22 protein-coding genes and 1 pseudogene are annotated in these 21,832 nt (G+C 67.5%); 12 read left to right on the plus strand and 11 right to left on the minus strand.

Annotated features, from left to right (window positions below; translation table 11 throughout):
• The first annotated feature begins 69 nt into the window (after window positions 1-69).
• On the plus strand, window positions 70-273 hold the full coding sequence (locus ACIDOCELLA78_RS000000103065) for a DUF2892 domain-containing protein (protein WP_249675568.1): 204 nt from the start codon (window positions 70-72) through the stop codon (window positions 271-273).
• Window positions 274-288: 15 nt separating this feature from the next.
• Here the strand turns inward: ACIDOCELLA78_RS000000103065 and ACIDOCELLA78_RS000000103070 are convergent, their stop codons facing one another.
• Window positions 289-684 carry a VOC family protein gene (locus tag ACIDOCELLA78_RS000000103070; protein ID WP_201728333.1) on the minus strand — a complete coding sequence of 132 codons (396 nt, stop codon included), beginning with the start codon at window positions 682-684 and terminating at the stop codon, window positions 289-291.
• A gap of 301 nt (window positions 685-985) precedes the next feature.
• On the opposite strand from ACIDOCELLA78_RS000000103070, the gene ACIDOCELLA78_RS000000103075 reads away from it, so the two are divergent.
• A complete protein-coding gene (locus ACIDOCELLA78_RS000000103075; protein ID WP_201728334.1) occupies window positions 986-1,249 on the plus strand; it encodes a ribbon-helix-helix domain-containing protein in 264 nt (87 codons plus the stop codon).
• 6 nt (window positions 1,250-1,255) lie between these two features.
• On the opposite strand, the gene ACIDOCELLA78_RS000000103080 is transcribed toward ACIDOCELLA78_RS000000103075, so the two are convergent.
• From ACIDOCELLA78_RS000000103080 to ACIDOCELLA78_RS000000103100, 5 genes are all read right to left on the minus strand, one after another.
• Entirely contained in the window at window positions 1,256-1,432 is a 177-nt protein-coding gene (locus ACIDOCELLA78_RS000000103080; RefSeq protein WP_214006277.1) for a hypothetical protein, read from the minus strand.
• A gap of 26 nt (window positions 1,433-1,458) precedes the next feature.
• Window positions 1,459-2,589, minus strand: a complete 1,131-nt coding sequence (locus ACIDOCELLA78_RS000000103085; RefSeq protein ID WP_201728335.1) for a WD40 repeat domain-containing protein — start codon at window positions 2,587-2,589, stop codon at window positions 1,459-1,461.
• A gap of 16 nt (window positions 2,590-2,605) precedes the next feature.
• Window positions 2,606-2,905 (minus strand): hypothetical protein, encoded by a 300-nt coding sequence (locus ACIDOCELLA78_RS000000103090; protein WP_201728336.1) that lies wholly within the window; start codon window positions 2,903-2,905, stop codon window positions 2,606-2,608.
• On the minus strand, window positions 2,902-3,375 hold the full coding sequence (locus tag ACIDOCELLA78_RS000000103095) for a hypothetical protein (RefSeq protein ID WP_249675570.1): 474 nt from the start codon (window positions 3,373-3,375) through the stop codon (window positions 2,902-2,904). Before ACIDOCELLA78_RS000000103095 ends, ACIDOCELLA78_RS000000103090 begins: the two co-directional genes overlap by 4 nt.
• 142 nt (window positions 3,376-3,517) lie before the next feature.
• Window positions 3,518-3,826, minus strand: a complete 309-nt coding sequence (locus ACIDOCELLA78_RS000000103100) for a hypothetical protein (RefSeq protein ID WP_201728337.1) — start codon at window positions 3,824-3,826, stop codon at window positions 3,518-3,520.
• Window positions 3,827-3,888: 62 nt separating this feature from the next.
• Between ACIDOCELLA78_RS000000103100 and ACIDOCELLA78_RS000000103105 the strand changes: the two genes are divergently transcribed.
• From ACIDOCELLA78_RS000000103105 to ACIDOCELLA78_RS000000103130, 6 genes are all read left to right on the plus strand, one after another.
• Window positions 3,889-5,556 carry an aromatic/alkene/methane monooxygenase hydroxylase/oxygenase subunit alpha gene (locus tag ACIDOCELLA78_RS000000103105; protein WP_201728338.1) on the plus strand — a complete coding sequence of 556 codons (1,668 nt, stop codon included), beginning with the start codon at window positions 3,889-3,891 and terminating at the stop codon, window positions 5,554-5,556.
• A 105-nt stretch (window positions 5,557-5,661) separates the two neighbouring features.
• On the plus strand, window positions 5,662-6,729 hold the full coding sequence (locus ACIDOCELLA78_RS000000103110; RefSeq protein ID WP_249675573.1) for an NADH:ubiquinone reductase (Na(+)-transporting) subunit F: 1,068 nt from the start codon (window positions 5,662-5,664) through the stop codon (window positions 6,727-6,729).
• Window positions 6,730-6,771: 42 nt separating this feature from the next.
• On the plus strand, window positions 6,772-7,827 hold the full coding sequence (locus ACIDOCELLA78_RS000000103115; protein ID WP_201728339.1) for an aromatic/alkene monooxygenase hydroxylase subunit beta: 1,056 nt from the start codon (window positions 6,772-6,774) through the stop codon (window positions 7,825-7,827).
• A gap of 23 nt (window positions 7,828-7,850) precedes the next feature.
• A complete protein-coding gene (locus ACIDOCELLA78_RS000000103120) occupies window positions 7,851-8,219 on the plus strand; it encodes an MmoB/DmpM family protein (RefSeq protein WP_174502530.1) in 369 nt (122 codons plus the stop codon).
• Window positions 8,220-8,298: 79 nt separating this feature from the next.
• On the plus strand, window positions 8,299-9,321 hold the full coding sequence (locus ACIDOCELLA78_RS000000103125) for an amidohydrolase family protein (protein ID WP_201728384.1): 1,023 nt from the start codon (window positions 8,299-8,301) through the stop codon (window positions 9,319-9,321).
• A gap of 45 nt (window positions 9,322-9,366) precedes the next feature.
• Complete coding sequence (locus ACIDOCELLA78_RS000000103130; RefSeq protein ID WP_201728340.1) at window positions 9,367-11,001, plus strand: molecular chaperone GroEL; 1,635 nt, start codon at window positions 9,367-9,369, stop codon at window positions 10,999-11,001.
• Between the two features lie 24 nt (window positions 11,002-11,025).
• On the opposite strand, the gene ACIDOCELLA78_RS000000103135 is transcribed toward ACIDOCELLA78_RS000000103130, so the two are convergent.
• The gene (locus tag ACIDOCELLA78_RS000000103135; protein WP_201728341.1) at window positions 11,026-12,114 is read right to left on the minus strand and encodes a PA0069 family radical SAM protein; all 1,089 of its coding nucleotides are present in this window, start codon (window positions 12,112-12,114) and stop codon (window positions 11,026-11,028) included.
• Window positions 12,115-12,190: 76 nt separating this feature from the next.
• Complete coding sequence (locus ACIDOCELLA78_RS000000103140) at window positions 12,191-13,597, minus strand: mannose-1-phosphate guanylyltransferase/mannose-6-phosphate isomerase (protein WP_249675601.1); 1,407 nt, start codon at window positions 13,595-13,597, stop codon at window positions 12,191-12,193.
• Between ACIDOCELLA78_RS000000103140 and ACIDOCELLA78_RS000000103145 the strand changes: the two genes are divergently transcribed.
• Together ACIDOCELLA78_RS000000103145 and ACIDOCELLA78_RS000000103150 are read left to right on the plus strand one after the other, a co-directional pair.
• Window positions 13,497-13,724: a hypothetical protein gene (locus tag ACIDOCELLA78_RS000000103145; RefSeq protein WP_201728388.1), complete on the plus strand. Its 228-nt coding sequence runs from the start codon at window positions 13,497-13,499 to the stop codon at window positions 13,722-13,724. The two genes, ACIDOCELLA78_RS000000103140 and ACIDOCELLA78_RS000000103145, sit on opposite strands and share 101 nt — an antisense overlap.
• A 4-nt stretch (window positions 13,725-13,728) precedes the next feature.
• Window positions 13,729-15,435, plus strand: coding sequence for a creatininase family protein (locus tag ACIDOCELLA78_RS000000103150; RefSeq protein ID WP_249675575.1), 1,707 nt, complete (start codon window positions 13,729-13,731; stop codon window positions 15,433-15,435).
• A gap of 77 nt (window positions 15,436-15,512) precedes the next feature.
• Here ACIDOCELLA78_RS000000103150 and ispD read toward each other — a convergent pair whose 3' ends face one another.
• The gene (ispD, locus tag ACIDOCELLA78_RS000000103155) at window positions 15,513-16,214 is read right to left on the minus strand and encodes a 2-C-methyl-D-erythritol 4-phosphate cytidylyltransferase (protein WP_201728344.1); all 702 of its coding nucleotides are present in this window, start codon (window positions 16,212-16,214) and stop codon (window positions 15,513-15,515) included.
• A 258-nt stretch (window positions 16,215-16,472) separates the two neighbouring features.
• Here ispD and lpxC point away from each other — a divergent pair, with 258 nt between their 5' ends.
• The gene (gene lpxC / locus ACIDOCELLA78_RS000000103160) at window positions 16,473-17,420 is read left to right on the plus strand and encodes a UDP-3-O-acyl-N-acetylglucosamine deacetylase (protein WP_201728385.1); all 948 of its coding nucleotides are present in this window, start codon (window positions 16,473-16,475) and stop codon (window positions 17,418-17,420) included.
• A 35-nt stretch (window positions 17,421-17,455) separates the two neighbouring features.
• Here the strand turns inward: lpxC and cydC are convergent, their stop codons facing one another.
• Together cydC and cydD are read right to left on the minus strand one after the other, a co-directional pair.
• Complete coding sequence (gene cydC, locus ACIDOCELLA78_RS000000103165) at window positions 17,456-19,099, minus strand: thiol reductant ABC exporter subunit CydC (protein WP_201728345.1); 1,644 nt, start codon at window positions 19,097-19,099, stop codon at window positions 17,456-17,458.
• Window positions 19,099-20,780: pseudogene (cydD, locus tag ACIDOCELLA78_RS000000103170) on the minus strand (thiol reductant ABC exporter subunit CydD). Before cydD ends, cydC begins: the two are co-directional and overlap by 1 nt.
• A 198-nt stretch (window positions 20,781-20,978) precedes the next feature.
• Between cydD and panC the strand changes: the two are divergent.
• Window positions 20,979-21,815, plus strand: a complete 837-nt coding sequence (gene panC / locus ACIDOCELLA78_RS000000103175; protein ID WP_201728346.1) for a pantoate--beta-alanine ligase — start codon at window positions 20,979-20,981, stop codon at window positions 21,813-21,815.
• The last annotated feature ends 17 nt before the right edge of the window (window positions 21,816-21,832 follow it).

The following is a 21,832-nucleotide window of genomic DNA, read 5'->3' on the forward strand; positions in this document are numbered from 1 at the left end:
GAATATCATAGAGCACTGCATCCGATCCAACAGGATCGGAAAGTGCTCCAGGACAAGGGACATGTAATCATGAATGTGGACAAGACCGTTCTCAGCTTCGCGGGCTTCATGGTGCTGCTCAGCCTCGTGCTGGCCTGGCTGGTCAGCCCATGGTTCTACGTCCTCACCGCACTGGTGGGGCTCAACCTGTTCCAGGCCGGCATCACCGGTTTCTGCCCCGCCGCCATGCTGCTGCGGCGGCTCGGGGTGAAACCGGGCTGCGCCTTCCGCTGAGGGTGTCCCGGCCGCTCAGCGATAGCGGCCGTGGCGTTGCAGCACCTCGATCTGGTATCCATCCGGGTCGGCAACGAAGAAAAACCGCGCGAGCAGGGCGCCGTCGCGCTTGAACTCGACGATCTTGCGCGGCGCCCAGCCTGCCGCCTCGAAGCGTGCGTGCTCGGCATCGAGATCGTCGACGCAGAAGGCGATATGGCCATAGCCGTCGCCGAGCGCATAGGGCTCGGCCCAGCCCTTGTTGATCGTCAGTTCGAGTTCGAAATCATTTTCCGCGTTGCGCAGATAGACCAGCGTGAACGTGTCGAAATCGAGCCGGTCGGCGATCGCAAGACTGAACGCCTGCTCGTAGAACGCAACCGAGCGCGCCTCGTCGAGCACGCGGATCATGCTGTGGATCGCCTTGGCCATGCGCAGTCCCTCCTGTTCGGCGCCGGGGCGGCCGGCGCGGGTTGCATCGGCGCTGTATAGGCTGCCGGCAGCTTCTTCCCAAACCTCTCCGGCAGGCGGTGTTCGGGCGGTTCAGCATGTCATGGCCGGAAGCAGAACAGCGCCGGTACGCATTCGTTCCGTTTCAGAACACCGCACCACCGCCGGCGCCCCGATGCATGCCGCCCCGCGCGTCTGGCATTGCTTTTGCTTTGAAACATCCGAAGCCGGGCAGGCCGCCCGGCGCGGGCGCCTGGCCGCAAGGCGCCTTCGGGGAGGAACGATGTGCAATCTGTTGCAGGGGCAGAACCCGGGGCATTTCGCCCAGACCAGCCGCTCGATCCGGCTGGCCGGCCGTTCGACCAGCGTGCGGCTCGAAGGCGTGTTCTGGGTCACGCTGGATGAAATTGCCGCCGCCGAGGGCGTTTCGGTTCCCCGCCTCATCGCGCAGTTGCATGACGAAGCGGTGGATTGGCTGGGCGACATCGCCAATCTCGCCTCGCTGCTGCGCGCGGCATGCATCATCTACCGCCGGCGGTCTCCCTGATCCGGCTCAGGCGGGAGGCGTGCCGCCGCCAATCCTGTTCTCGGCGATCCAGCGTGCGGCCAGCACCAGCGTCCCCATCGTGAAATCAGGTCCGTGGCGCGCCACCATTTCCTCGGCAAGCGCGGCAACCCGCTGGAAGTACGCGTCCTTGCTGCGCTGCTCGTCGTTCATCTCCATTTGCATCTCGGTCTCCCTTCCTGAGTCGCCGGTCATTTGAACATCCGCTCCGGAAACGTGGTGATGCTCACCATTCCATCCGCGCCAGCGGCGGCGAGATGGTGGCCGTCGTCCGACCAGCCGAGCGCTGTCACCGCGCCGCCCTCGGGGCGGATGAGCACTTCATCCCGCCCGCCGATCTGGACGAGCAGGATCTGGCCGTTGGCGTAGCCGGCCGCAACCAGCGGCCGCGCCGGATGGGCGGCGATACTCTCCACCGCCACCAGCCCGGCCCGGCCGCTCACCAGCGCGCCGGTCATGTCGCCATCGAGCGGCGGCGTCGCCATCGACCAGGCGGCGACGCGATAGGCGCCCGAGGCGACGATCGACGCGGCGGGGATGCTCCAGGCCGCATCGCGCGTCGCCATCGGAAAGCCGGTGACGGTGCCGCTGCGCCCCCCGGCGTGATCGACCATGAGAAAGCCGCCCGCCTCCAGCGTGCAGGCGAGCCAGGCCCCGTCGTCGCGCCACGCGAGCGACAGCGGGCGCGACAGCAGGCCGAAGACCATCGGCGCCCTGCCGCTCCCATCGAGTGCGACGATGCTCAGGCTTTCCGCGCGCGCGATCGCGAGGTGACGTCCCGCAGGCGATAACCGGATGGCGACGACCTCGCCCTCGCCATCATCGGCGAGCGGATCGGACAGCGCGCCCGCGCCCTGGCACAGCCGCACCGCGTCCCCGCCGGCGATGGCCGTGAGCGAGGCGGCCCGCGCGTGATCGAGAGCGACGACCGGCGTTCCGATCCGCGCGCGCGTGCCGCGCACCGCGCCATCCGGCCCGAGCGTCAGCACGCTGCCATCACCGGCGCCGACCAGGAAGCCGCTTTCATCGCCGGCGACGATGGGGGGCACATCCTGATGCAGCGCGGCGGATACGGCGGGGGGCGGTGCCGGGCGGCTGCGCGGGCGGATCGTCGTCTGGCCGACATCGCCGCTCACCCGGATCCGCGTCTCCGGTGGCTCCGGATCCTCGATCGGCACGACCGTTACCGTGCCGTCGGCGCAGCCGAAAGCGACCGCGGCACCATCGGCGCTGAAGCGCGGCGGGCCGGCCGGCGCCGCGCATGGCCAGGCGCGGCCCAGCAGGTCGAACAGCGTAAGGTGTTTTGTCGCGGTCTGGTTCATCGCCCGTCTCCCCGGTTCAATTGCCCGCCAGAGCCGCCAGATGCCGGTCGATCTCGGCCATTTCCGCCTCCACCGCCTCGATCCGCGCCGCGCAATCGGCCTGCGCCTCCCGCAGCGCGGCGGCTTCGCCGTTTGCGGCACTTAGCGACCCCGAGTCCTGCATGCGCGCATCATCCTCAAGCCGCTGCATGTCGATCTCGAGCCCGGCCAGTTGCTGCAGGGTGCGCAGCGCCTCGGCGTTCAGCGCGGAGATGGCGCCGACAAGGGCGAGCCTGCGTCGCAGCAGTTGCTGCCGCTCGGCATCGGCGCCGGTCATGGAGCTTCGCCCCGCGCCGCGTCCGGTGCGGCGAAATCCGCGAGCTGGCCCGGCAGGTCAGGAATCTGCGCGCGGAACCGCGTCTCCGCCATCTCGATATGGTTGCGCAGCTGGTCCCAGATATCGATCCGCAGCAGCGACGAAGCATCGCCGATCAGATGCTCGATCTCGCCGATCCCGAACTGTCGCGACAGGGCGACGCCGGAAAACACGAACTCGCGCAACAGCGTGGCATGCCGCTCGACGAACAGCCGGATCATCGGGTGGGTGGTCTGGTTCATCCCGGCGCGCGCAAGCGAGGCGGTGATGAAGCTCTCGAAATGCGTCTGCATCCGGTGCTGGCTTTCGCCGAGAAAGGTCATGGTGAACACCAGGTCGCGTGACATCAGCCGGATCAGCTGCTCGGTCACGTCTCCGCCGCCTGCCGCCGGGGATGTCGGGTCCATGTCTGGCCGCTGTTTGTCGGGCACCTGCGCCTCCTCGCCTCGATCGCCATGCCTCGGCTGGGCGATCGTCGCTTGGCGAGAATTAGCCACCCATGCGGGCGAAAGTCAATTTGATTGTTTGAAGTGATATTCATCTATATTTGAAATATGCCAAGTATTACACTTGTCATTTACAGATGTAAATTTCCTTTACATTGTGCGTTGCGGCATTGCGTCGGCACTTTCCGATATCCGCCGCGTTCGTGCGCATGACCATCCCGCCGGCCTTTTGGCATGGGATTTGCTCTGATTTGTCCAGAAGAAAATCATCGCGCGTGGCGCGGTGCCAGAAGAACGAAGGAACGGAGGAAACCGGATCGGCTTCGCGCGACACTGCGCCGTCACCGATCAGGATCGTTCGAAGACCTTTGCCGGGATCCGGCAGGCAACGCCCCGCAACGCGGCGCAGGCCATCCGGAAACTCGCACGGCGGCACCTGAGCCGCTTTCCGCCCGGGTCACGGGACCCGCGGCGCAAACAAGGTGGAGGTTTGAAAACATGACGTCCCTGACGCTCAACAAGATCACCTCGCAGCGCGGCATATCCGTGGGCGAGGCAACCAGGAAGATTTCCGATCTCGGGTGGAATCCGACCTATGTCCAGGAGGCGATGACCTACCCGACCGACTACAAGATCACCAAGGCCCCGCGCGATCCGATGAAGCAGGTGCTGCGCTCCTACTTCCCGATGCAGGAAGAGAAGGACAACCGCGTCTATGGCGCGCTCGATGCGGCGCTGCGCGGCGACATGTTCCGCAATGTCGAGCCGCGCTGGGTCGAATGGATGAAGCTGTTCCTCGCGATCATCCCCTTCCCGGAAATCTCCGCGGCGCGTTCGATGGCGATGGTCGCCCGCCTCGCGCCGGGCGAGGACCTGCGCACCGGGTTCACGATGCAGATGGTCGACGAATTCCGTCACTCGACCATCCAGATGAACCTCAAGAAATGGTACATGGAGAACTACATCGATCCGGCGGGCTTCGACATCACCGAGGAAGCCTTCGGCAAATGCTATGCGACCACGATCGGCCGGCAGTTCGGCGAAGGCTTCATCACCGGCGACACGATGACCGCCGCCTGCATGTATCTCACCGTCGTCGCTGAAACCGCCTTCACCAACACGCTGTTCGTTGCCATGCCCTCCGAGGCCGCCCGCAACGGCGACTACGCGCTGCCGACCGTCTTCCTCTCGGTGCAGTCCGACGAGAGTCGGCATATCGGCAACGGACACTCGATGCTGATGGCCGCCCTCAAGGAGCCGGAAAATCATCTCCTGCTCGAGCGCGACCTGCGCTACGCCTTCTGGCAGAACCACGCGATCGTCGATGCCGCGATCGGCACCTTCATCGAATACGGCACCACCAATCGCGACAAGTCGAAGGAATCCTACGCGGAGATGTGGCACCGCTGGATCTTCGAGGATTACTACCGCACCTACATGCTGCCGCTTGAGAAATACGGCATCAAGGTGCACCACGACGATGTCCAGGCCGCCTGGAAGCGCCTGACCGAGAAGCTCTACGTCCACCACGTCGCCCAGTTTTTCGCTGTCGGCTGGCCGGTGAATTTCTGGCGCATCGAGGCCCAGCGCGAGGCCGACTTCGAGTGGTTCGAGCAGAAATATCCAGGCTGGTACGCCAAGTTCGGCGATTTCTGGAAATGGTACGACAAGCTCAGCCATCGCGGCGAGAAGGTCATCACCTTCAATGAGGAGGTCGGCTACGTCTATCCGCATCGCTGCTGGAGCTGCCTCGTCCCCTGCCTGATCCGCGAGGACATGGTGGTCGACGAAATCGACGGCAAGCTCCACACCTTCGCCCACGAGCTCGATCGCTGGACCGCGGTCGAGGCCTTCGCCGACGAGTATCAGGGCCACCCGACCCCCGCGATGGGCCGCTTCAGCGGCAAGCGCGAGTGGGAGACGGTCTATCACGGCTGGGATCTCGCGGATGCGATCAAGGATCTGAACTTCGTCCGCTCCGATGGCAAGACCCTGGTGCCCCAGCCGCATCTGCGCTTCGAGGATAGCGAACTGTGGACGCTCGATGACGTGCGTGGCCACACCCTGCTCTCGCCGCTCACCCTGCTGCGGGAGATGAGCCCGGAGGATCGCGCGAAGCATATCGCCGAATATCGCGCGGGCTTCACGATCACGCCGTTCAACTGATCCGGCGGACCTTGCGGGAGCCGTTGCCCCGGCTCCCGCTTCCTTCTCAACGCGACACCTCCGGCGCCCCGCCGGAGCGTGATGGACTTTCGGGAGATGGGCCAGATGGGTGGCACGCATACGGTGAGGCTCGAGCCGGTCGGTGTCGAGTTCGAGGTCGAGGACGGCGAAACGGTGCTCAACGCCGCCTTCCGCCAGGGCATCGCCCTGCCGCATGGCTGCAAGGAGGGCCAGTGCTCGGCCTGCAAGTGCATCCTGACGGATGGCGAGGTCGACATGCTGAAATACTCGACCTTCGCGCTGAACGATATGGAGCGCGAAAGCGGCCATATCCTGCTCTGCCGCACGATCGCCTATTCGGACATGGAGGTCGAACTCCTCAACTATGACGAGGAAGTGCTGGCGCGGTCGATCGCGGTGCGGACCTTCAACGGCCGGATCGCCGAGATTGCAAAGCTGACGCACGACATTCGCGGAATCACGATCGATCTCGACTCCCCGATCAAGTTCTGGGCCGGACAATATGTCGACATCACCGTCACCACGGAAAAAGGGGAGACGATTACGCGCTCGTTTTCCATGGCAAATACGCCGGACCAAGCCAAAAGCCTCTCCTTCATCATCAAGAAATACCCCGAAGGAAAATTCTCCGGCGAACTCGACAGCGGCGGAATCAGAATCGGCGCCGATGTCTCCCTCACCGGACCCTATGGGACCTGCTTCCGGCGGGAAGGACGAGCCGGACCGCTGATCCTCGTCGGCGCCGGCTCCGGCATGTCGCCGATCTGGTCGATCCTGAACGATCATCTCGCCAGCGGCGAAAGCCGGCCGGTCTATTTCTTCTATGGCGCGCGCACGCGGGAGGATCTTTTCCACCTCGATCGCATCGCGCAACTCACTGATCGCTACCCGGAGCTGGAATTCATTCCGGTTCTCTCGCACGCCGGCGGCGATGCCGGCTGGGAGGGCGAACGCGGCTTCGTCCATGAATGCGTCGATGCGAGGCTGAAGGCCCTCGGCATCGATGGCGAGGGCGACGTCTATGCCTGCGGCCCACCCCCCATGATCGACGCGCTGCAACCGGTGCTGTTCCTGAACGGCTTCGAGAACGAGCGCGTCTTCTTTGACAGGTTCACCACATCCTCGAGCGTTCCCGTTCCCGCCGGTCACTGATCGCGCGCCGCACGGGCAAACCGAAACCCAGGGAGAGACACCATGCCAGCCTTGTCGAGTTCAGTCGGATCGGGTGCCGCGGGAGCGGCGATTTTCGCGGATTCCGACAGCCGCCGCTACCGTTATTTCGAGCCGCGCGGCAAGCGCGCGACCCATTACGAAGACGTCACCGTCGATGTCCAGCCCGATCCCGAGCGCTACCTGATCCAGAACTGGATCATCTCCTTCGCGAACGGCAAGGGCGCCTATGTGAAGGACGCCACGGCGCTGAAAAGCAGCAACTGGCACGCCTTCCGCGCGCCGGACCAGGAATGGGAACGCACCCACTACCAGCGCCAGTCCCGCATCGAGACGATGGTGCAGAGCGTCATCGCCAATGCCCGCCGCGCCGGCGCCCCGGCGAATTTCGACAAGGTCTGGCAACGCATCCTGCAAGCCCATCTCGGCGCCTGGAAACACGCCGAATTCGGCCTCGGCACCTCGCTGATGCAGGCGCAGCGCTACGGCTACACGCAGATGATCAACAACGCGACGCTGACCAATTCCTCCTACAAGATGCGCCTCGCGCAGGATATCACGCTCTACCTCGCCGAAATCGGCATGGACATTCCCGGCTGGAACGACGAGCTCGGCAAGGTCGCCTGGCTTGAGGACCCGATCTGGCAGGGCACGCGCGAGGCGATCGAGACGATCATGGGGTCGAGCGACTATCTCGAACAGTATTTCGCGATCAACATCGTCTTCGAGCCGCTGGTGGGCGAGCTGTTCCGCTCCGGCTTCCTGATGCAGGTCGCCGCCGCCAACAACGATTTCGTCACGCCCCCGGTGATCTCCGCCGCCGAGGCCGATTACGAACGCAACCTCGCGAACACGATCGACCTCATCTACCTCCTTGCCAACGACGAGAAACACGGCGGCGAGAACCGCGCCATCCTCCATGGCTGGCTCGAAAAACACCGCGCCCTCGCCGACAAGGCGGCCCTCGGCCTGCAACCGATCTGGTCGATGCCCCATTCCAAACCCGTCTCGTTCCAGGATGTCAGGGCGCAGTCGCAGGAGCGCATCGGCAAGATCCTCGGCGAACTCGGTCTCGCCTGACGCCCCGCACAGGAGATAATATCATGTCAACAGCAGCACGCGACGCGACCCATTCGACCATCTTCAAGCAGATGAAGGATATCACCTTCGAGCAGACGATCTCGGATCAATGCGGCGTGACGATGAACGATTCGGTCGAGGCCCGCGCCATCGCCGAATTCATGAGCGACAAGCCCGGCGTCACCGTCACCTACCAGCCCGCCCTGATCCGCATCGACGGCCACGGCAAGCTGATCTTCAAGATGGACGAGATCGGCGAGTATCTCGGCCGTGACATGACGGCCGAGATCTTCGAGGTGAACACCTCGACGCATTACGGCCGCATGGTCCGCGTCGACGACAACACCGTGATCCTGTTCGGCAATATGGACGACGTCTTCGAATACATCTGAACCGCGGCACTCCGGCGCGCCCGCGCGCAACCCGCGCGTGGCGCGCCGACCGGCAAGCAATCAACACGTGGAGGAAACCATGTTCGTAACGCCCGAGGGCAAGGAAATCTTCATCGTCGATGGCCACACCCATTTCTGGGATGGCAGCCCGGCGAACCAGAGCAACATTCACGGCAAGCAGTTCATCGAGTGCTTCTTCGCCTATCACAACGCGCTGAGCCCGCCCGACAAATTGTGGCCGAAGGAGAAGTTCGAGAAATACAGCGCCGATGATCTCTATCGCGATCTCTTCATCGACGGCCCCGACGATGTCGCGATCGTGCAGTCCACCTACCTCAAGGATTTCTACAAGACCGGTTTCAACACGATCGAACGCAATGCCGACGTCGCCGCCCGCTATCCCGAGCGCTTCATCATCAATGGCGCGTTCGACCCGCGGGATGGCGAGAAGGCGCTCGAATATATCCATTACATGAAAGAAACATATAATATCCAGGGCGTGAAACTCTACACCGCCGAATGGAACGGCGCCTCCCGCGGCTGGCGGCTGAACGATCCCGAGGCCTACAAATGCTTCGAGCTGTGCGAGAAGCTCGGCATCAGGAACATGCACGTCCACAAGGGTCCGACCATCATCCCGCTGAGCAAGGACGCCTTCGACGTTCACGACGTCGATTACGCCGCGACCGACTTCCCCAATCTCAACTGGGTCGTCGAGCATTGCGGCCAGCCCCGCATCGACGATTTCTGCTGGATCGCGGTGCAGGAAGCGAATGTCTATGGCGGCCTCGCCGTCGTGCTCCCCTTCATCCACTCCCGGCCGCGCTACTTCGCCGAAATCATGGGCGAGTTGCTGTTCTGGCTCGGCGAGGACCGCATCCTGTTCGGCTCCGACTACGCGATCTGGACGCCGCGCTGGCTGGTCGAGAAATTCTGGAATTTCGAGCTGCCTGAGGATGTGAAGCAGGAGCGCGGCATCGATCTCACCCCGGCGATCAAGGAAAAGATCCTCGGCCTCAATGCAGCCAAGCTCTACGGCATCGATATCGCGGCGAAGAAGGCGGCGCTTGCGGCCTCGCCGCTCGCGGTCGCCGCCGAATAGGCCGGTCCACGCAGCGCGCCGGTCATTCGGCCGAAGGGAGACAAAATGGCTAAGCTGCTTCTGCATAATTCCGAAGCGCGTCGCGCGCTGGCCCGCGGTGTGGGCCGGCTCGCGGCCGCCGTCGAGCCGACGCTCGGGCCTAAGGGAATGAACGCGATGATCGACCGGCCGATCGGCACGCCGATGGTCACGCGCGATGGCGTCAGCATCGCGGTGGAAATCGAGCTGCCGAACCGGTTCGAGAACATGGGCGCGCAGGTGGTCCGCGAGGTCTCGATGCAGACCAACGAACTGGCGGGAGACGGCACTACCACGGCGATCGTGCTGGCCAACGCGCTCGTCCAGGCCGGCGTCGAGGCCAGCGAGCGCGGCGCCCGCGCGGTCGATCTCATCCGCGGGATCGATCTCGCGGTCGAGCGCGTGGCCTCCTCCCTCAAGGCCGCCGCCCGGCCCGCTTCCGGCAACGGCATGCTGGCCGCGGTGGCCAACATCGCCGCGACCGAGCCGCATCTCGGCGCCTTGGTAGCCGAGGCCTTCGCGCGGGTCGGCGCCGAGGGCGTCATCACCACCGATTTCAGCGTGACCACCGAAACCACGCTGGACGTCGTTGAAGGCATGTCCTTCGATCGCGGCTATATCTCGCATCACATGGTGACCGATCAGGAGAAGATGGAGGCCGTGCTCGAACGGCCACTGATCCTGATGACGGATCTCAAGATCCGTGATCCCCATGCGCTCGATGCGGCGCGGGCGCTTGCCGCCGAGGCCGGCCGCCCGCTCCTCGTGATCGCCGAGGAGGTGGCGCCGGAGGTCGTCGTCAGCCTGCTCGGGCGCGACGGGCCGGGCCGCTACCTCGTCGTGCACCCGCCCGAATACGGCAACTGGCGCAAGGCGATGATGGAGGATATCGCCATCATCACCGGCGGCCGCGTCATCGCTCGCGATCTCGGCGGCCGGATCGAGGATGTCACCGAAGCTGATCTCGGCGGCGCCGAGCGGGTACGCACCAGTGCCACGCACACCGCGATCATCGGCGGCGCCGGCGATCCGGCTGCGATCGCCGCGCGCCGCGCACAGGTTCAGCGCATGCACGATGCGGCACCGCCCAACATCGAGCAGGACAAGCTGCGCGAGCGCCTCGCGAAACTTTCCGGCGGCACCGCCATTCTCTATGCGGGCGGGGCGACGCCGGTCGAGCAGAAGCGCACGATCCAGCTGATCGAGGATTCGCTCGCCGCCGTGCGCGCCGCGAGCGAGGAGGGAGTGGTTGCCGGCGGCGGCACCGCGTTGGCGCAGATCGGCCCGGTGCTCGACGAGGTGCTGGCCGGCGTCAGCGGCGATGTCGCGGAGGGGGTGAAACTTGTCCGCTCCATCCTCACAAGGCCGCTCTGGCGCATCGTGACCAATGCCGGCGGCGACCCTGACCACGTGATCGCCAAGGTTTCGGCGGTGAATGGCGGCTTCGGCTACAACGCCGCCATCGGCACGTTCCAGAACATGTATGATGCCGGCATCATCGATCCCGTCCGCGTCACCTGCACGGCGCTGCGCAACGCCGCCTCGGTCGCCAAGCTGATCCTGACCACGGAAACGCTGGTCGGCGATCTGGGCGAGGACGAGGAAGACCCGACCGCTTCTCCCGCCCGTGGCGGCGGCGCCGAGCGTCTCGGCCGCGCCTGACCGCAGGGGCGGGCCGAGCGGTGGTCAGAACAGCGACAGCTGCGCCGCCGCAGCTGTCGCGCGCGGCTTGGCGAACTGGCTGCAATCGAGCGGCGGCGGCGTTTCGCTCAGCCCGAACTGGCGCGCCGCCCGTTCGAAACGCGCGCGCAAGAGCCCCGCATAGGCCCCGGTGCCGCGAAACCGGCTGCCGAAGGCGGCATCATTCAGCGCGCCGCCGCGAGTCTGGCGGATCAGGCTCAGCACATGCGCGGCGCGGTCCGGCATGGTGCGGTTCAGCCAGTCCTCGAACAGCGCGCCCAGCTCGTGCGGCAGGCGCAGCAGGATCGCATTGGCGGACGACGCGCCCGACCGCGCCGCCGCTTCGAGAATGCGCTCCAGCTCGGGATCGTTGAGCCCCGGAATCATCGGCGCGGCCAGCACGCCGACCGGGATTCCCGCCTCTTTGAGTCCGGCCATCGCATCGAGCCGCCGCGCCGGTGTCGCCGCGCGCGGTTCCATCGCCCGGGCGAGCCTTGCGTCCAGCGTCGTCACCGAGAGATGCACGCGGGCGAGGTTGCGCGTCGCCATCCGCGCCAGAATGTCGGCATCCCGCAGCACTCCGGCCGATTTGGTGACGATCGCAACCGGATGTCCGAACCGCTCCAGCACCTCCAGCACCGCGCGCGTCAGCCGCAGCTGCCGCTCGACCGGCTGATACGGGTCGGTATTCGAGCCCAGCACGATAGTGGCCGGTTGATAGCCCTTGCGCGACAGCTCGCGCTCCAGCAGCGTCGCCGCCTCGGGCTTGAACACCAGCTTGGTCTCGAAATCGAGCCCCGCCGACAGGCCGATCCACGCATGGGTCGGCCGCGCATAGCAGTAGATGCAGCCATGCTCGCAGCCCCGATACGGGTTGAGCCCGCGATCGAAACCGAGATCCGGACTGTCGTTGCGGCTGATCACCGATTTCGTCGCGTCGCGGATCAGCACCGTCTCGGGGGCTGCCTCCTTCTCGTCCAGCATGCCCCACCCGTCGTCGAACGCATCATGGCGCGTGGTTTCGAACCGGTTGGGTGGGGCAAGCCTGGTGCCACGGCCGTCGGGCCGAAGGCCTCGCGGTATGAATGTGTCCATGTTCGTGCTCCGTTCCTACGCAGCACACCGGAAATCACGCGCGCTGTCAAGAACAAAACAAGAACATAGGCCGAATTCAGCTCCGCCCGTACGTGTCCTCGTAGCGAACGATATCGTCCTCGCCGAGATAGGAGCCAGACTGCACCTCGATCAGCGTCAGCGGGATCTTGCCGGGATTCTCCATCCTGTGAACGCAGCCGAGCGGCAGGTAGATACTCTCGTTCTCGCGCACGAGATGCGTCTCGGCGTCCCGCGTCACCAGCGCCGAGCCGGCCACCACCACCCAGTGCTCGGCACGGTGGAAGTGCTTCTGCAGGCTGAGCTTCGCGCCGGGCATCACCACGATCCGCTTGACCTGGAAGCGGTCGCCCTGAATCAGGCTCTCATAGAACCCCCAGGGCCGGTACACTCGATTGTGATCCTCCGCCTCGGGCCGCTTCATCCGCTTCAGCGCATCGACGACGCGCTTGACGTTCTGCGCCTTGTCCCGGTGCGCGACCAGCACGGCATCCGGCGTCGTCACCACAACGGTGTTCTCGAGCCCGAGAACCGCGGTCATCGCGCCGTCACTGCGGACATAGCAGCCGCTGGAATCCTCGATCACGGCATCGCCCAGCGCCGCGTTGCCGGCCGCGTCCTTCTCGGCGATGTCCCAGATGGCCGACCACGAGCCGACATCCGACCAGCCGAGCGCGGCCGGCACCACGGCGGCGCGGTCGGTCTTCTCGGCAATCGCGTAGTCGATGCTGATATCGGGCGCGCTGCGGAACGCCGCGGTTTCAAGCCGGATGAAATCCAGATCGGGGATCCGCGCGTCGAACGCCGCCCGCACGCTGCGCGCGACCTCGGGGGCCAGCCGCTCCATCTCCGCCAGCATGGTCCGCGCGGTCGCGACGAACATGCCTGAATTCCAGTAATGCCGCCCGTCGGCGATCAGCCTCGCCGCTGTCGCCGCATCCGGCTTCTCGACGAAGCGGGCGATGCGGAACGCGCCTTCATGCCCGGCCAGCGTTTCGCCCTGCTCGATATAGCCATAGCCGGTTTCGGCCATATTCGGCTGCATCCCGAAGGTGACGATCTGCCCGTCCCGCGCGGCAGCGGCGGCGATGGCGAGCGCGCGGCCGAGCGAGTCCGCATCCGCGATCGAGGCGTCCGCCGCCATGATCCACATCACCTGGTCGGGATTGGTTTCGGCGATCAGCAGCGCCGCGGCTGCGATGGCCGGCGCGCTGTTCCGCCCCACCGGCTCCAGCAGGATCCGCGTTCCCTCATGGCCCTCGCCGCGCAGCTGTTCGGCGACGATGAAGCGATGCGCCTCGTTCGCCACCACGATCGCGGGCGCGAAACGCTCGCCCTGGGCCCGCGCCGCGGTTTCCTGCAGCATGGTCCGCGACGACACGAGCGGCCAGAACTGCTTCGGATACGATTTGCGTGAAACCGGCCAGAGCCGTGTTCCGGTTCCGCCGGCCAGGATGACCGGCACAATTCCGGCCATGGGCAAGGGCGCTGGCGATGAAGTCGGTCCTGACATGCAAATTCCCTCAAATTGGATGCGTTCCATTGCCAGCGCACAACAATTGCGTCCAGCATGGATCCCCGCAGGAGGATGAACAAATGTTTAAAACAGCTTTCGATGATCTGACCAGTGCCGAATTGCAAGCCCTCCTGCCGCGCCGTCCGCTGGTGCTGCTGCCACTCGGCAGCCAGGAAGACCAGGGCGCGCATGCCCCGATGGGCGATTTCCGCCTTGCCGAAGCGCTGGCCCGGCGGATCGCGCGCGCCGCGACCGATTCGGGCACTCTCACCCTCGCGGCCCCGGCGCTGCCCTTCGGTGCCGCGGATCATTTCGGCGCCGTGCCCGGCGGCCTCGCGCTCGCCCCCGCCACCTTCCGCGCCGTGCTCGCCGACCTGATCGCCGATCTGCGCCGCACGGGGTTCGAGCGTATCGTCATTCTCAACGGCCATGGCGGCAACGCGCCGCTGGTGCATGAGGCAACCCTTGCCATCCGCCGCGCCGGCGGGCCGGTGATCCCGTCCTTCTATCTCTGGAAGGTCGCAAGCCGCCTGATGCAGGCCCGCATCGGCCCCGCGCCCGGGCGGTTCGGCCATGGCGCCGAGCCGCTCGCCTCGATCGCGCTCTGCCTCCGCCCGACGTCTCCCGCCCCGATCTTGCGCGCAAGCCCGCCGCCGGCGCCAGCCTGCTTGGCTGCCCGGTCACCGGCTTCGGCACGATCGGCTTCGAGGGGTCGATATCGACGCGCCCGCCGAATATCCCGAGATCGCGCCGGCCTCCGCCACCGCCGACGCCACCGGCGCCGATGCCGCGCTCGGCGAGGCGGTCGTCGCCGATCTGGTGGCGCTCGCCGCGCGTTTCTGCGCCCATGTCGCGGCGCTGGCATGAGCCTGGTTCCCGCCTGGATACCGGTGACCATCGCCGCCGCGCTGTTCCAGGTCTGGCGAACGGCGCTGCAGGCCCGGCTGCGCGGCGCGCTCAGCGCCCCGGCGGCCGGCTTCGTCCGGTTCGTCTACGCGCTACCGGCCGATATCCTGCTGCTCGGCGTGGCGCTTCTCCTGCTCCGCCGCGCCCTGCCGGCGATCCCGCCCGCCTTCCTGCTCGATTGCCTCGCCGGCGGCATCGCCCAGATCTTCGGCACCATGCTGCTGATCATGGCCTTCGGCCACCGCAATTTCGTGGTCGGCACCGCCTATGCGAAGACCGAGGCGGCGCAGCTCGTCATCTTCTCGGTTCTGGTGCTCGGGGTGCGGATTCCGCCGCTCGCCATAGTCGGGATCATGCTCGCGGTTGCCGGCGTGCTCGCGCTGTCCTTCGTCGGCCAGAAACTCTCCCCGGCCGATCTGCTGCGCGCCTCGGTGCAGCCCGCCGCTCTCTGCGGCCTCGGGTCCGGCTTCGGCTTTGCCGTCACCGCGATCCTGCTGCGCGAGGCGACGCTGACGCTCGGCCCCGCCACGCCGGTCGTGCTCAAGGCCGTGCTCACCCTCACCGTCACCAACCTGCTGCAAACCCTGGTCCAGGGCGGCGTCATGGCGCTGCGGAACCGGGGCGAACTGGCCAAATGCTTCACCCTCTGGCGGCGGGCGGCGCCGGTCGGCCTGCTCTCCGCCTGCGGCTCGGGCTGCTGGTTCGCCGGCTTCGCGCTGACCAGCGCCGCCCTCGTGCGCGGCTTTGGCCAGATCGAGATCCTGTTCACCCTTGCGGTCGGCCATTTTTTCCTCGGCGAGCGCACGCGGCGCGGCGAGATGGCCGGACTCGCTCTGGTCAGCCTCGGTGTCGTGCTCATCGCCGCGGCGGGGATCGGCTGAGCCAACGGCGCGCCAGGGCAGGGGAGGGCAGGGCCCGGGACTACCCTGATCGGCGCCTGCCCTGATCGGCGCCTGCCCTAATCTGCGACGGCCAGCAAGCGCCCCCGTTCGCGCAGCATGGCCTCGGCGCGCAGCAGGTCGGCCTCGGTCGTGATCTTGAAATTCTCCTCGCTGCCCGGGACCATCTCGACCGTGAGGCCTGCGAGCTCCGCCACCGCGCAATCATCGGTGAAGTCTCGCCCCGGATGTGCCGCATGCACGCGCCGATGCGCGCCGAGGATCGCCTCGTAGCGGAAGCCCTGCGGTGTCTGCGCCCGCCACAGATCCGCCCGCTCCACCGTTCCGGTGACCACGGCGCCGCGGCACCGTTTCAGCGTGTCGGTGACCGGCACGCCGACCACCGCGCCGGGCACGCGGCCGAGCGCGTCGAGCACCGCGCCGATCACGGTCGGGGCAACGAAGGGCCGCACCCCGTCATGGATCAGCACCGTCTCGGGGGCGAGGGAAGCGATCGATTCGAGGCCGTTGCGCACCGATTCCTGCCGCGAGGCGCCGCCCGTCACCGGTTCCACGAGCCCGAGCCCTGCCATGGCCTCGTCATACAGCCCCCGATCGGCGGGGTTGATCACCACCCGCACCGCCCGCACCGCCGCATGCCGGCGCAGCGCCTCAGCCGTGCGGCGAAGGATCGGCACGCCGTCAAGCAGACGGTACTGTTTCGGAATGGGACCGCCGAGGCGATGGCCACGGCCGGCGGCGACGATCAGTGCGACAGTCATGGGTTCCCCGGTCTGGCGCGGCGGCGCCGCGCTCCGTTCCCCCTGAAAGCAGAACCGGCCGGCAAAGGCAAACCGCGCCGCCCGGGGCTGTGAACCGTTTGTGTCAGCGCCGCCATAAAAATAACAAAATCATAGGTTTATATGGAAATAATCAGAAATATTCATTGATTTCCCTCCGCCGTCCCGCCGGGCTAGTTTGCACCGCAATAACGAGCCTGTCGAAGGCTTTCGCGTTTAACACAAGGCTTTCACCGCATGATGTCCACCGCCATTCCGTTCAGCCGCCCCTTCATCGTCGGGCAGGACAGCCCCGTGAGACGGCGTGGCCTCGGTGCGGAGATCGCCTGCCGCGGCGTCGGCCTGCATGGCGGACAGGACGTGACTCTGCGCCTCGTCCCCGCCGAGCCCGGTTCTGGCATCGGCTTCCGCCGCACCGATCTCGGCGTCACCATTCCCGCCCGCCACGACCTTGTGGCCGATACCAGGCTCTGCACCGTCCTGGCCGATCCGCACCGGCCGGAAGCCAGGATCGGCACGGTCGAACATGTCATGGCGGCGCTCGCCGGCCTCGGCATCGACGATGCGCTGATCGAGGTCGACGGCCCGGAGGTCCCGATCCTCGATGGTTCCGCGGCGGAATTCGTTTTCCTCATCCGCTGTGCCGGCATTGTCGAAACCGCCTTGCCGCGGGACATCATCGACATCTGCCGCCCCATCCGGGTGAGCGACGGCGCCGCTTTCGCCGAGCTGCGCCCCGCCGCCGCGGGTGAATATGGCTTCACCGCGGCACTGCAGATCGACTTTCCCGCCCGTGCGATCGGCCGCCAGGCGCTCTCCCTCGAAATCACCCCGGAAAGCTTCACAACCGAGCTGTCCCGCGCCCGCACCTTCACCATGAAACAGGATATCGACCGTCTGCGCGAGGCGGGCCTCGCCCTCGGCGGCACCCTCGGCAACGCCGTGGTGGTCGATGGCGACAGCATCCTCAACCCCGAAGGGCTGCGCAGCCCTGACGAGTTCGTCCGCCACAAGCTGCTCGACGTGGTGGGCGATCTGGCGCTGGCCGGCGCCGCCATTCGCGGCCGGTTCATCGGCGCGCGCACCGGCCACCGGCTCAACAACCTTCTGCTGCGCGCCTTGTTCGCCGATGCCGCGAACTACCGCCGCGCCAGCACCGCCGCCCCGGATCTCGCCGCCGTCGCCTGAGCCGGCGGCTGCGGCCTCGCGGCGCGGCGACGCCCCTATCTCGTCGCCACCGTCAGCTTGCCATTCTGCAACCGATAGATCCTGTCGAGCTTCTCCACCCCGGTCAGCCGGTGGGTGATCATCAGCACCGTCCGCCCGTCCAGCGTGTTGTTGAGCGTGGCGAGGAAGGCGCGCTCGGTTTCGAGGTCGAGGCCCGAGCACGGCTCGTCGAGAATCAGGATCGGCGCCGGGCTCAGCAGCACCCGCGCCAGCGCGAGGCGCCGCCCCTGGCCGCCGGAAAACTGCGAGCCCTGTTCGCCGACCCACGTCTCCAGCCCGTCCGGAAGCGCACGCACGACATCGGCGATCCGCGCCGCCTCCAGCGCCGCCCAGAGCGCCTCGTCATCGGCATCGTCGCGCCCGATCAGCAGGTTGTTACGGATCGTGTCGGCGAAGAGATGCGTCGCCTGCGACAGCCAGGCGATCCGCGCGCGCACATCCGCGGCCCGCAGCGTGCCGATATCCGTCCCGCCGAGCCGGATCCTGCCCTGCTCGGGCGCCGCCAGCTTCAGCGCCAGTGCGGCGAGCGTCGACTTTCCCGCCCCTGACGGCCCGAGCACCGCGACCCGCGACCCCGCCGGCACGTCGAGCGACAGGTCGTCGAACACCGCCTGGCCCTCCGGCGTCCAGCGGAACCCGACATGCTCGAAGGCGAGCGCGTTGCCGGCCGGCATCGGCGCCGGGCGCTCGGGATCGCGCACCGGCGGCGCGGCCTCGGCCGCTTCGAGAACCCGCGTCGCCGCCGCCGAGGCCCGTCCCGCGATCACGCCCGCGCGCGGCATGCCGCCCACCGCCTCGAACGCGGCGACGACGACGAAAACCGCCACCACCACGGCCAGCGGATGCGCGCCATGGATCAGCAGCACCGCGAGCAGCGCGCCCTGGGTGGCGAGGAAGGCGAGACCCTGCAATGCCGCCCCGCGCGCGGCGAGGTCGCGTTCGGCGCGGAACAGCCGGGATTCCTGCCATTGCACACCGGCGAGCATCCGCCCCTCGGCCTCGTAGACCTTGATTTCCCGCAACCCCGTCAGCGTGTCGAGCACCGCGACGCGCAGGGCGCCGCCTGCCTCGGTCTCGTCCGCCGCGGCCGCCCGCGCCGCGACCATCGCCCGCCACGGCATCACGAACGCGACGATGGCGAACAGCGCCAGCACCAGCACCGCGGCGGCGTCGTCATCGTGGCCGATCACCACCAGCAGCGCCGGCACCAGCATCACCGCGCCGAGCAGCGGGATCAGCAGCCGCAGCAGCACCCCGTCCAGCGCCTCGATATCGTTGACCAGCCGCGCCAGCACATCGCCCGAGCGCCGGAACCCGAGCCCGCCGGCGGCACTGCGCGCGAACCCGCGATAGAACCACAACCGCAGCGCCGCCAGCGCGCGGAAGGTCGCATCATGCGTCGTCAGCCGCTCCAGATACCGCAGCACCACCCGCGCGACGCCGGTCACCTCCAGCACCACCGGCACGACAACGGCGAGGCCGATCGCCGAGGCCGCGATATAGTGCCCGGCGCCGGCCATCAGTGCGACTCCGGAGGCAAGCGAGGCCAGTGCGACCAGCGCGCCGAAGGCGATCGCCGGCGCCTGCCGCCGCCAGATCAGGATCACCCGCAGCAGCGGCGCGAACACGACATCCCTCATCACGCCACCCCCTCGAGCCGCGCCGCCTGGGCGGCGCCGAGATCGAGCTTGCGGCCGCTGAATTCATGGGCGAAGGCGGCATGGCTGGCGAGCACTACGGTCCGCCCGATCGCCAGCCGCCTGAGGCTGTCCACCACCTCGCGCTCGGTCGCCGGATCGAGCTGCGCGGTCGGCTCGTCGAGCAGCAGCAGGCTGGCATCCTTGAGAAAGGCGCGGGCAATCGCGATCCGCTGCGCCTGGCCGCCTGACAGCCCGTAGCCGCCATCGCCGATGCGGGTCGCCAGTCCTTCGGGAAGCTGGTCGGCGAACTCGCTCACCCGCGCGAGCCGCGCCGCCTCCAGCAGGTCGGCCTCGCTCGCCTCCGGCCGGCCCATCCGGATATTCTCCTCGATCGTTCCGGCGAACAGCACCGGCCGCTGGCTGATCAGCGCCGTCATGCGGGCGAGGGCGGCTGGCACGATCGTCTCGATCGGCGCGCCGTTCAGCGTGATCCGCCCGGATTGCGGCCTGATATAGCCAAGGAGCAGCTCGATGATGGTGGATTTTCCGGCGCCCGAGGGGCCGACCAGCATCATCATCTCCCCGCGGGCAACTGGAAGCTGAGATCCTGCAACACCGGGCCGCGCGCCTCGCTCCAGGCGAAGCCGACCTGCTCGAAACCGATCGTGATGCCCCGCGCCGTCACCGTGCGGATGGCATCCGGCGGCACCGCGACCGTCTGCGGCTCGGGCAGGCCGACCAGGTCTTCGGCCGCGGTCTGCGCGGTCATCCGGTCCTGATACACGGCCGAGAACGCGCGCAGCGGCGCGAAGAACTCCGGCACCAGCAGCACGCAGAACAGCGCGGTCGGCGCCAGTGCTGCGTGGCCGGCGAGCAGCGGCCCGGCGAAGCGGATGGCGATCCCCACCAGCGCCGCCGCGGCCAGCAGGTCGAGCGCCGTGGCGTTGAGGAAGGCGATGCGCAGAATTCGCATGGTGCGGTGGCGCAACTCGTCGGCGGCGCGGCCGAGCGATGCCGCCTCGGCCTCCGCGCGCCCGGCCAGCACGATGGTGGCGATGCCGCGCACGCGATCGAGAAAGCGGGTCTGCAACCGCGCCATCGCGGTGAACTGGCACCGCGCCGCGACCCCGGTGCCAATCCCGGTCATGGCCATGAACACCGGCACCAGAACGCCGCTCACCGCTAGGATGAGCCCGCTGCGCCAGTCCGCGATCGCGGCGGCGAGCGCGACCAGCGCCGGCCCGATCGCGGCGAGCCGCGCCGCCGGAATCCAGCGCCCGTGCAGCCCGTTCATCGCCTCGACGCGGTCGACCACGATGATCGACAGCTCCGCCGAATGCCGCCCGCGCAGCAGCCCCGGCCCCGCGCTCATCAGCCGGCCCAGCGTGTCGCTGCGCAGCCGCCGGCGGGCGGCGATACCGAGCCGGCTCGCCTCGTGTTCCTGGCCGACGATCAGCCCCGCCCGCAGCAGGGCGGCGGTGATGAAGCCGAGCCCGAGCAGCGCGACGGGCAGATGCCCCGGCGCGATCGCCGCGGCCAGCAGCCCGGCGGCGCAGGCGATCTGCCCGATCGCGATGAGGGTGGAGGCGATGCCGAGCCCGATCGCGAGCCGGGCGCGGCGTCCTCCAAGCCTGATTTCCTGATGGATCCACTGTTTCGCGGGAGACGATTGGCGTGCCATGACCGCTACATATAGTTACCCCGCCGATTTCCAAAGTGCGCTTCCGCCTCCGGCGCGGCCCGCTCGCGGATAGTTTATGTTTTCCGAATGTATGGCCGCGCCTTTGCCGGCGGAACAGCCTTCCGCCAGCGGGCATGGACGCGGCCGCCGGATTCCCTCAAAACGCCCTCAACCAGCCGTCTTTCATGGAGACACACCATGCAGATCGTCCGTCATCTCCACGACCTGCGGGCCGCCCGCGCGGCGCTGGCGGAAGGCGGCCGTGCCTCCCTCGCTCTGGTGCCGACCATGGGCGCGCTGCACGAGGGCCATCTCTCCCTGGTTCGCGCGGCCCGCGCGGCCGGGCACGTCGTGGCCGCCTCCATCTTCGTCAACCCCACCCAGTTCGGTCCGAACGAGGATTTCACCCGCTACCCGCGCGACCCCGCGCGCGACTGCGCGCTGCTCGCCGATGCCGGCTGCGCGCTGGCCTGGCTACCCGAGGTGGCGACGATGTATCCGCCCGGCGATGCCACCATGATCGATGTCGCCGGGCTGTCGACGGTGCTCGAAGGCGCGGTCCGACCCGGCCATTACCGGGGCGTGGCGACGGTCGTGGCCAAGCTGCTCGGCCAGGTGGGGCCGAACGCCGCCTGGTTCGGCGAGAAGGACTGGCAGCAGGTGCAGGTCATTCGCCGCGTCGCGAGCGACCTGTTCCTGCCGGTGGAGATTGTCGTCGGCCCGACCCTGCGCGAGGCAGACGGCCTCGCGATGTCCTCGCGCAACCGTTATCTCGACGCCGCCGAGCGCGCCCGCGCGCCGCTGCTGCATCGGGTCCTGCTACGCACGCGCGACGAGCTGCGCGCCGGCGCCCCGGTCGGCGCGACCCTTGCCGCGAGCCGGCAGACGCTCGCCGCCGGCGGGTTCGTCCTAGATTATCTCGAACTCGTCGACGAAACGAGTCTGGCCCCGCTCGCGGCGCTCGATTCGGGCGCCCGCCTGCTCGCCGCCGCCCGTCTTGGCACCACCCGCCTGCTCGACACGATCGGCGTCTGAAACGCCCTAAAATAAGC

Source organism: Acidocella sp. C78, assembly GCF_907164655.1.

What these genes read in the sequence shown, in the direction of transcription:
- ACIDOCELLA78_RS000000103145 (WP_201728388.1), top strand. Translation starts at nt 13,497, where the DNA reads ATGGTCCGCGACGACACGAGCGGCCAGAACTGCTTCGGATACGATTTG.
- ACIDOCELLA78_RS000000103085 (WP_201728335.1), bottom strand. Translation starts at nt 2,589, where the DNA reads ATGAACCAGACCGCGACAAAACACCTTACGCTGTTCGACCTGCTGGGC.
- ACIDOCELLA78_RS000000103110 (WP_249675573.1), top strand. Translation starts at nt 5,662, where the DNA reads ATGGGTGGCACGCATACGGTGAGGCTCGAGCCGGTCGGTGTCGAGTTC.
- ACIDOCELLA78_RS000000103115 (WP_201728339.1), top strand. Translation starts at nt 6,772, where the DNA reads ATGCCAGCCTTGTCGAGTTCAGTCGGATCGGGTGCCGCGGGAGCGGCG.
- lpxC (WP_201728385.1), top strand. Translation starts at nt 16,473, where the DNA reads ATGTCCACCGCCATTCCGTTCAGCCGCCCCTTCATCGTCGGGCAGGAC.
- cydC (WP_201728345.1), bottom strand. Translation starts at nt 19,099, where the DNA reads ATGAGGGATGTCGTGTTCGCGCCGCTGCTGCGGGTGATCCTGATCTGG.
- ACIDOCELLA78_RS000000103090 (WP_201728336.1), bottom strand. Translation starts at nt 2,905, where the DNA reads ATGACCGGCGCCGATGCCGAGCGGCAGCAACTGCTGCGACGCAGGCTC.
- ACIDOCELLA78_RS000000103070 (WP_201728333.1), bottom strand. Translation starts at nt 684, where the DNA reads ATGGCCAAGGCGATCCACAGCATGATCCGCGTGCTCGACGAGGCGCGC.
- ACIDOCELLA78_RS000000103125 (WP_201728384.1), top strand. Translation starts at nt 8,299, where the DNA reads ATGTTCGTAACGCCCGAGGGCAAGGAAATCTTCATCGTCGATGGCCAC.
- ACIDOCELLA78_RS000000103135 (WP_201728341.1), bottom strand. Translation starts at nt 12,114, where the DNA reads ATGGACACATTCATACCGCGAGGCCTTCGGCCCGACGGCCGTGGCACC.
- ACIDOCELLA78_RS000000103150 (WP_249675575.1), top strand. Translation starts at nt 13,729, where the DNA reads ATGTTTAAAACAGCTTTCGATGATCTGACCAGTGCCGAATTGCAAGCC.
- ACIDOCELLA78_RS000000103130 (WP_201728340.1), top strand. Translation starts at nt 9,367, where the DNA reads ATGGCTAAGCTGCTTCTGCATAATTCCGAAGCGCGTCGCGCGCTGGCC.
- ACIDOCELLA78_RS000000103080 (WP_214006277.1), bottom strand. Translation starts at nt 1,432, where the DNA reads ATGCAAATGGAGATGAACGACGAGCAGCGCAGCAAGGACGCGTACTTC.
- panC (WP_201728346.1), top strand. Translation starts at nt 20,979, where the DNA reads ATGCAGATCGTCCGTCATCTCCACGACCTGCGGGCCGCCCGCGCGGCG.
- ACIDOCELLA78_RS000000103075 (WP_201728334.1), top strand. Translation starts at nt 986, where the DNA reads ATGTGCAATCTGTTGCAGGGGCAGAACCCGGGGCATTTCGCCCAGACC.
- ispD (WP_201728344.1), bottom strand. Translation starts at nt 16,214, where the DNA reads ATGACTGTCGCACTGATCGTCGCCGCCGGCCGTGGCCATCGCCTCGGC.
- ACIDOCELLA78_RS000000103105 (WP_201728338.1), top strand. Translation starts at nt 3,889, where the DNA reads ATGACGTCCCTGACGCTCAACAAGATCACCTCGCAGCGCGGCATATCC.
- ACIDOCELLA78_RS000000103065 (WP_249675568.1), top strand. Translation starts at nt 70, where the DNA reads ATGAATGTGGACAAGACCGTTCTCAGCTTCGCGGGCTTCATGGTGCTG.
- ACIDOCELLA78_RS000000103120 (WP_174502530.1), top strand. Translation starts at nt 7,851, where the DNA reads ATGTCAACAGCAGCACGCGACGCGACCCATTCGACCATCTTCAAGCAG.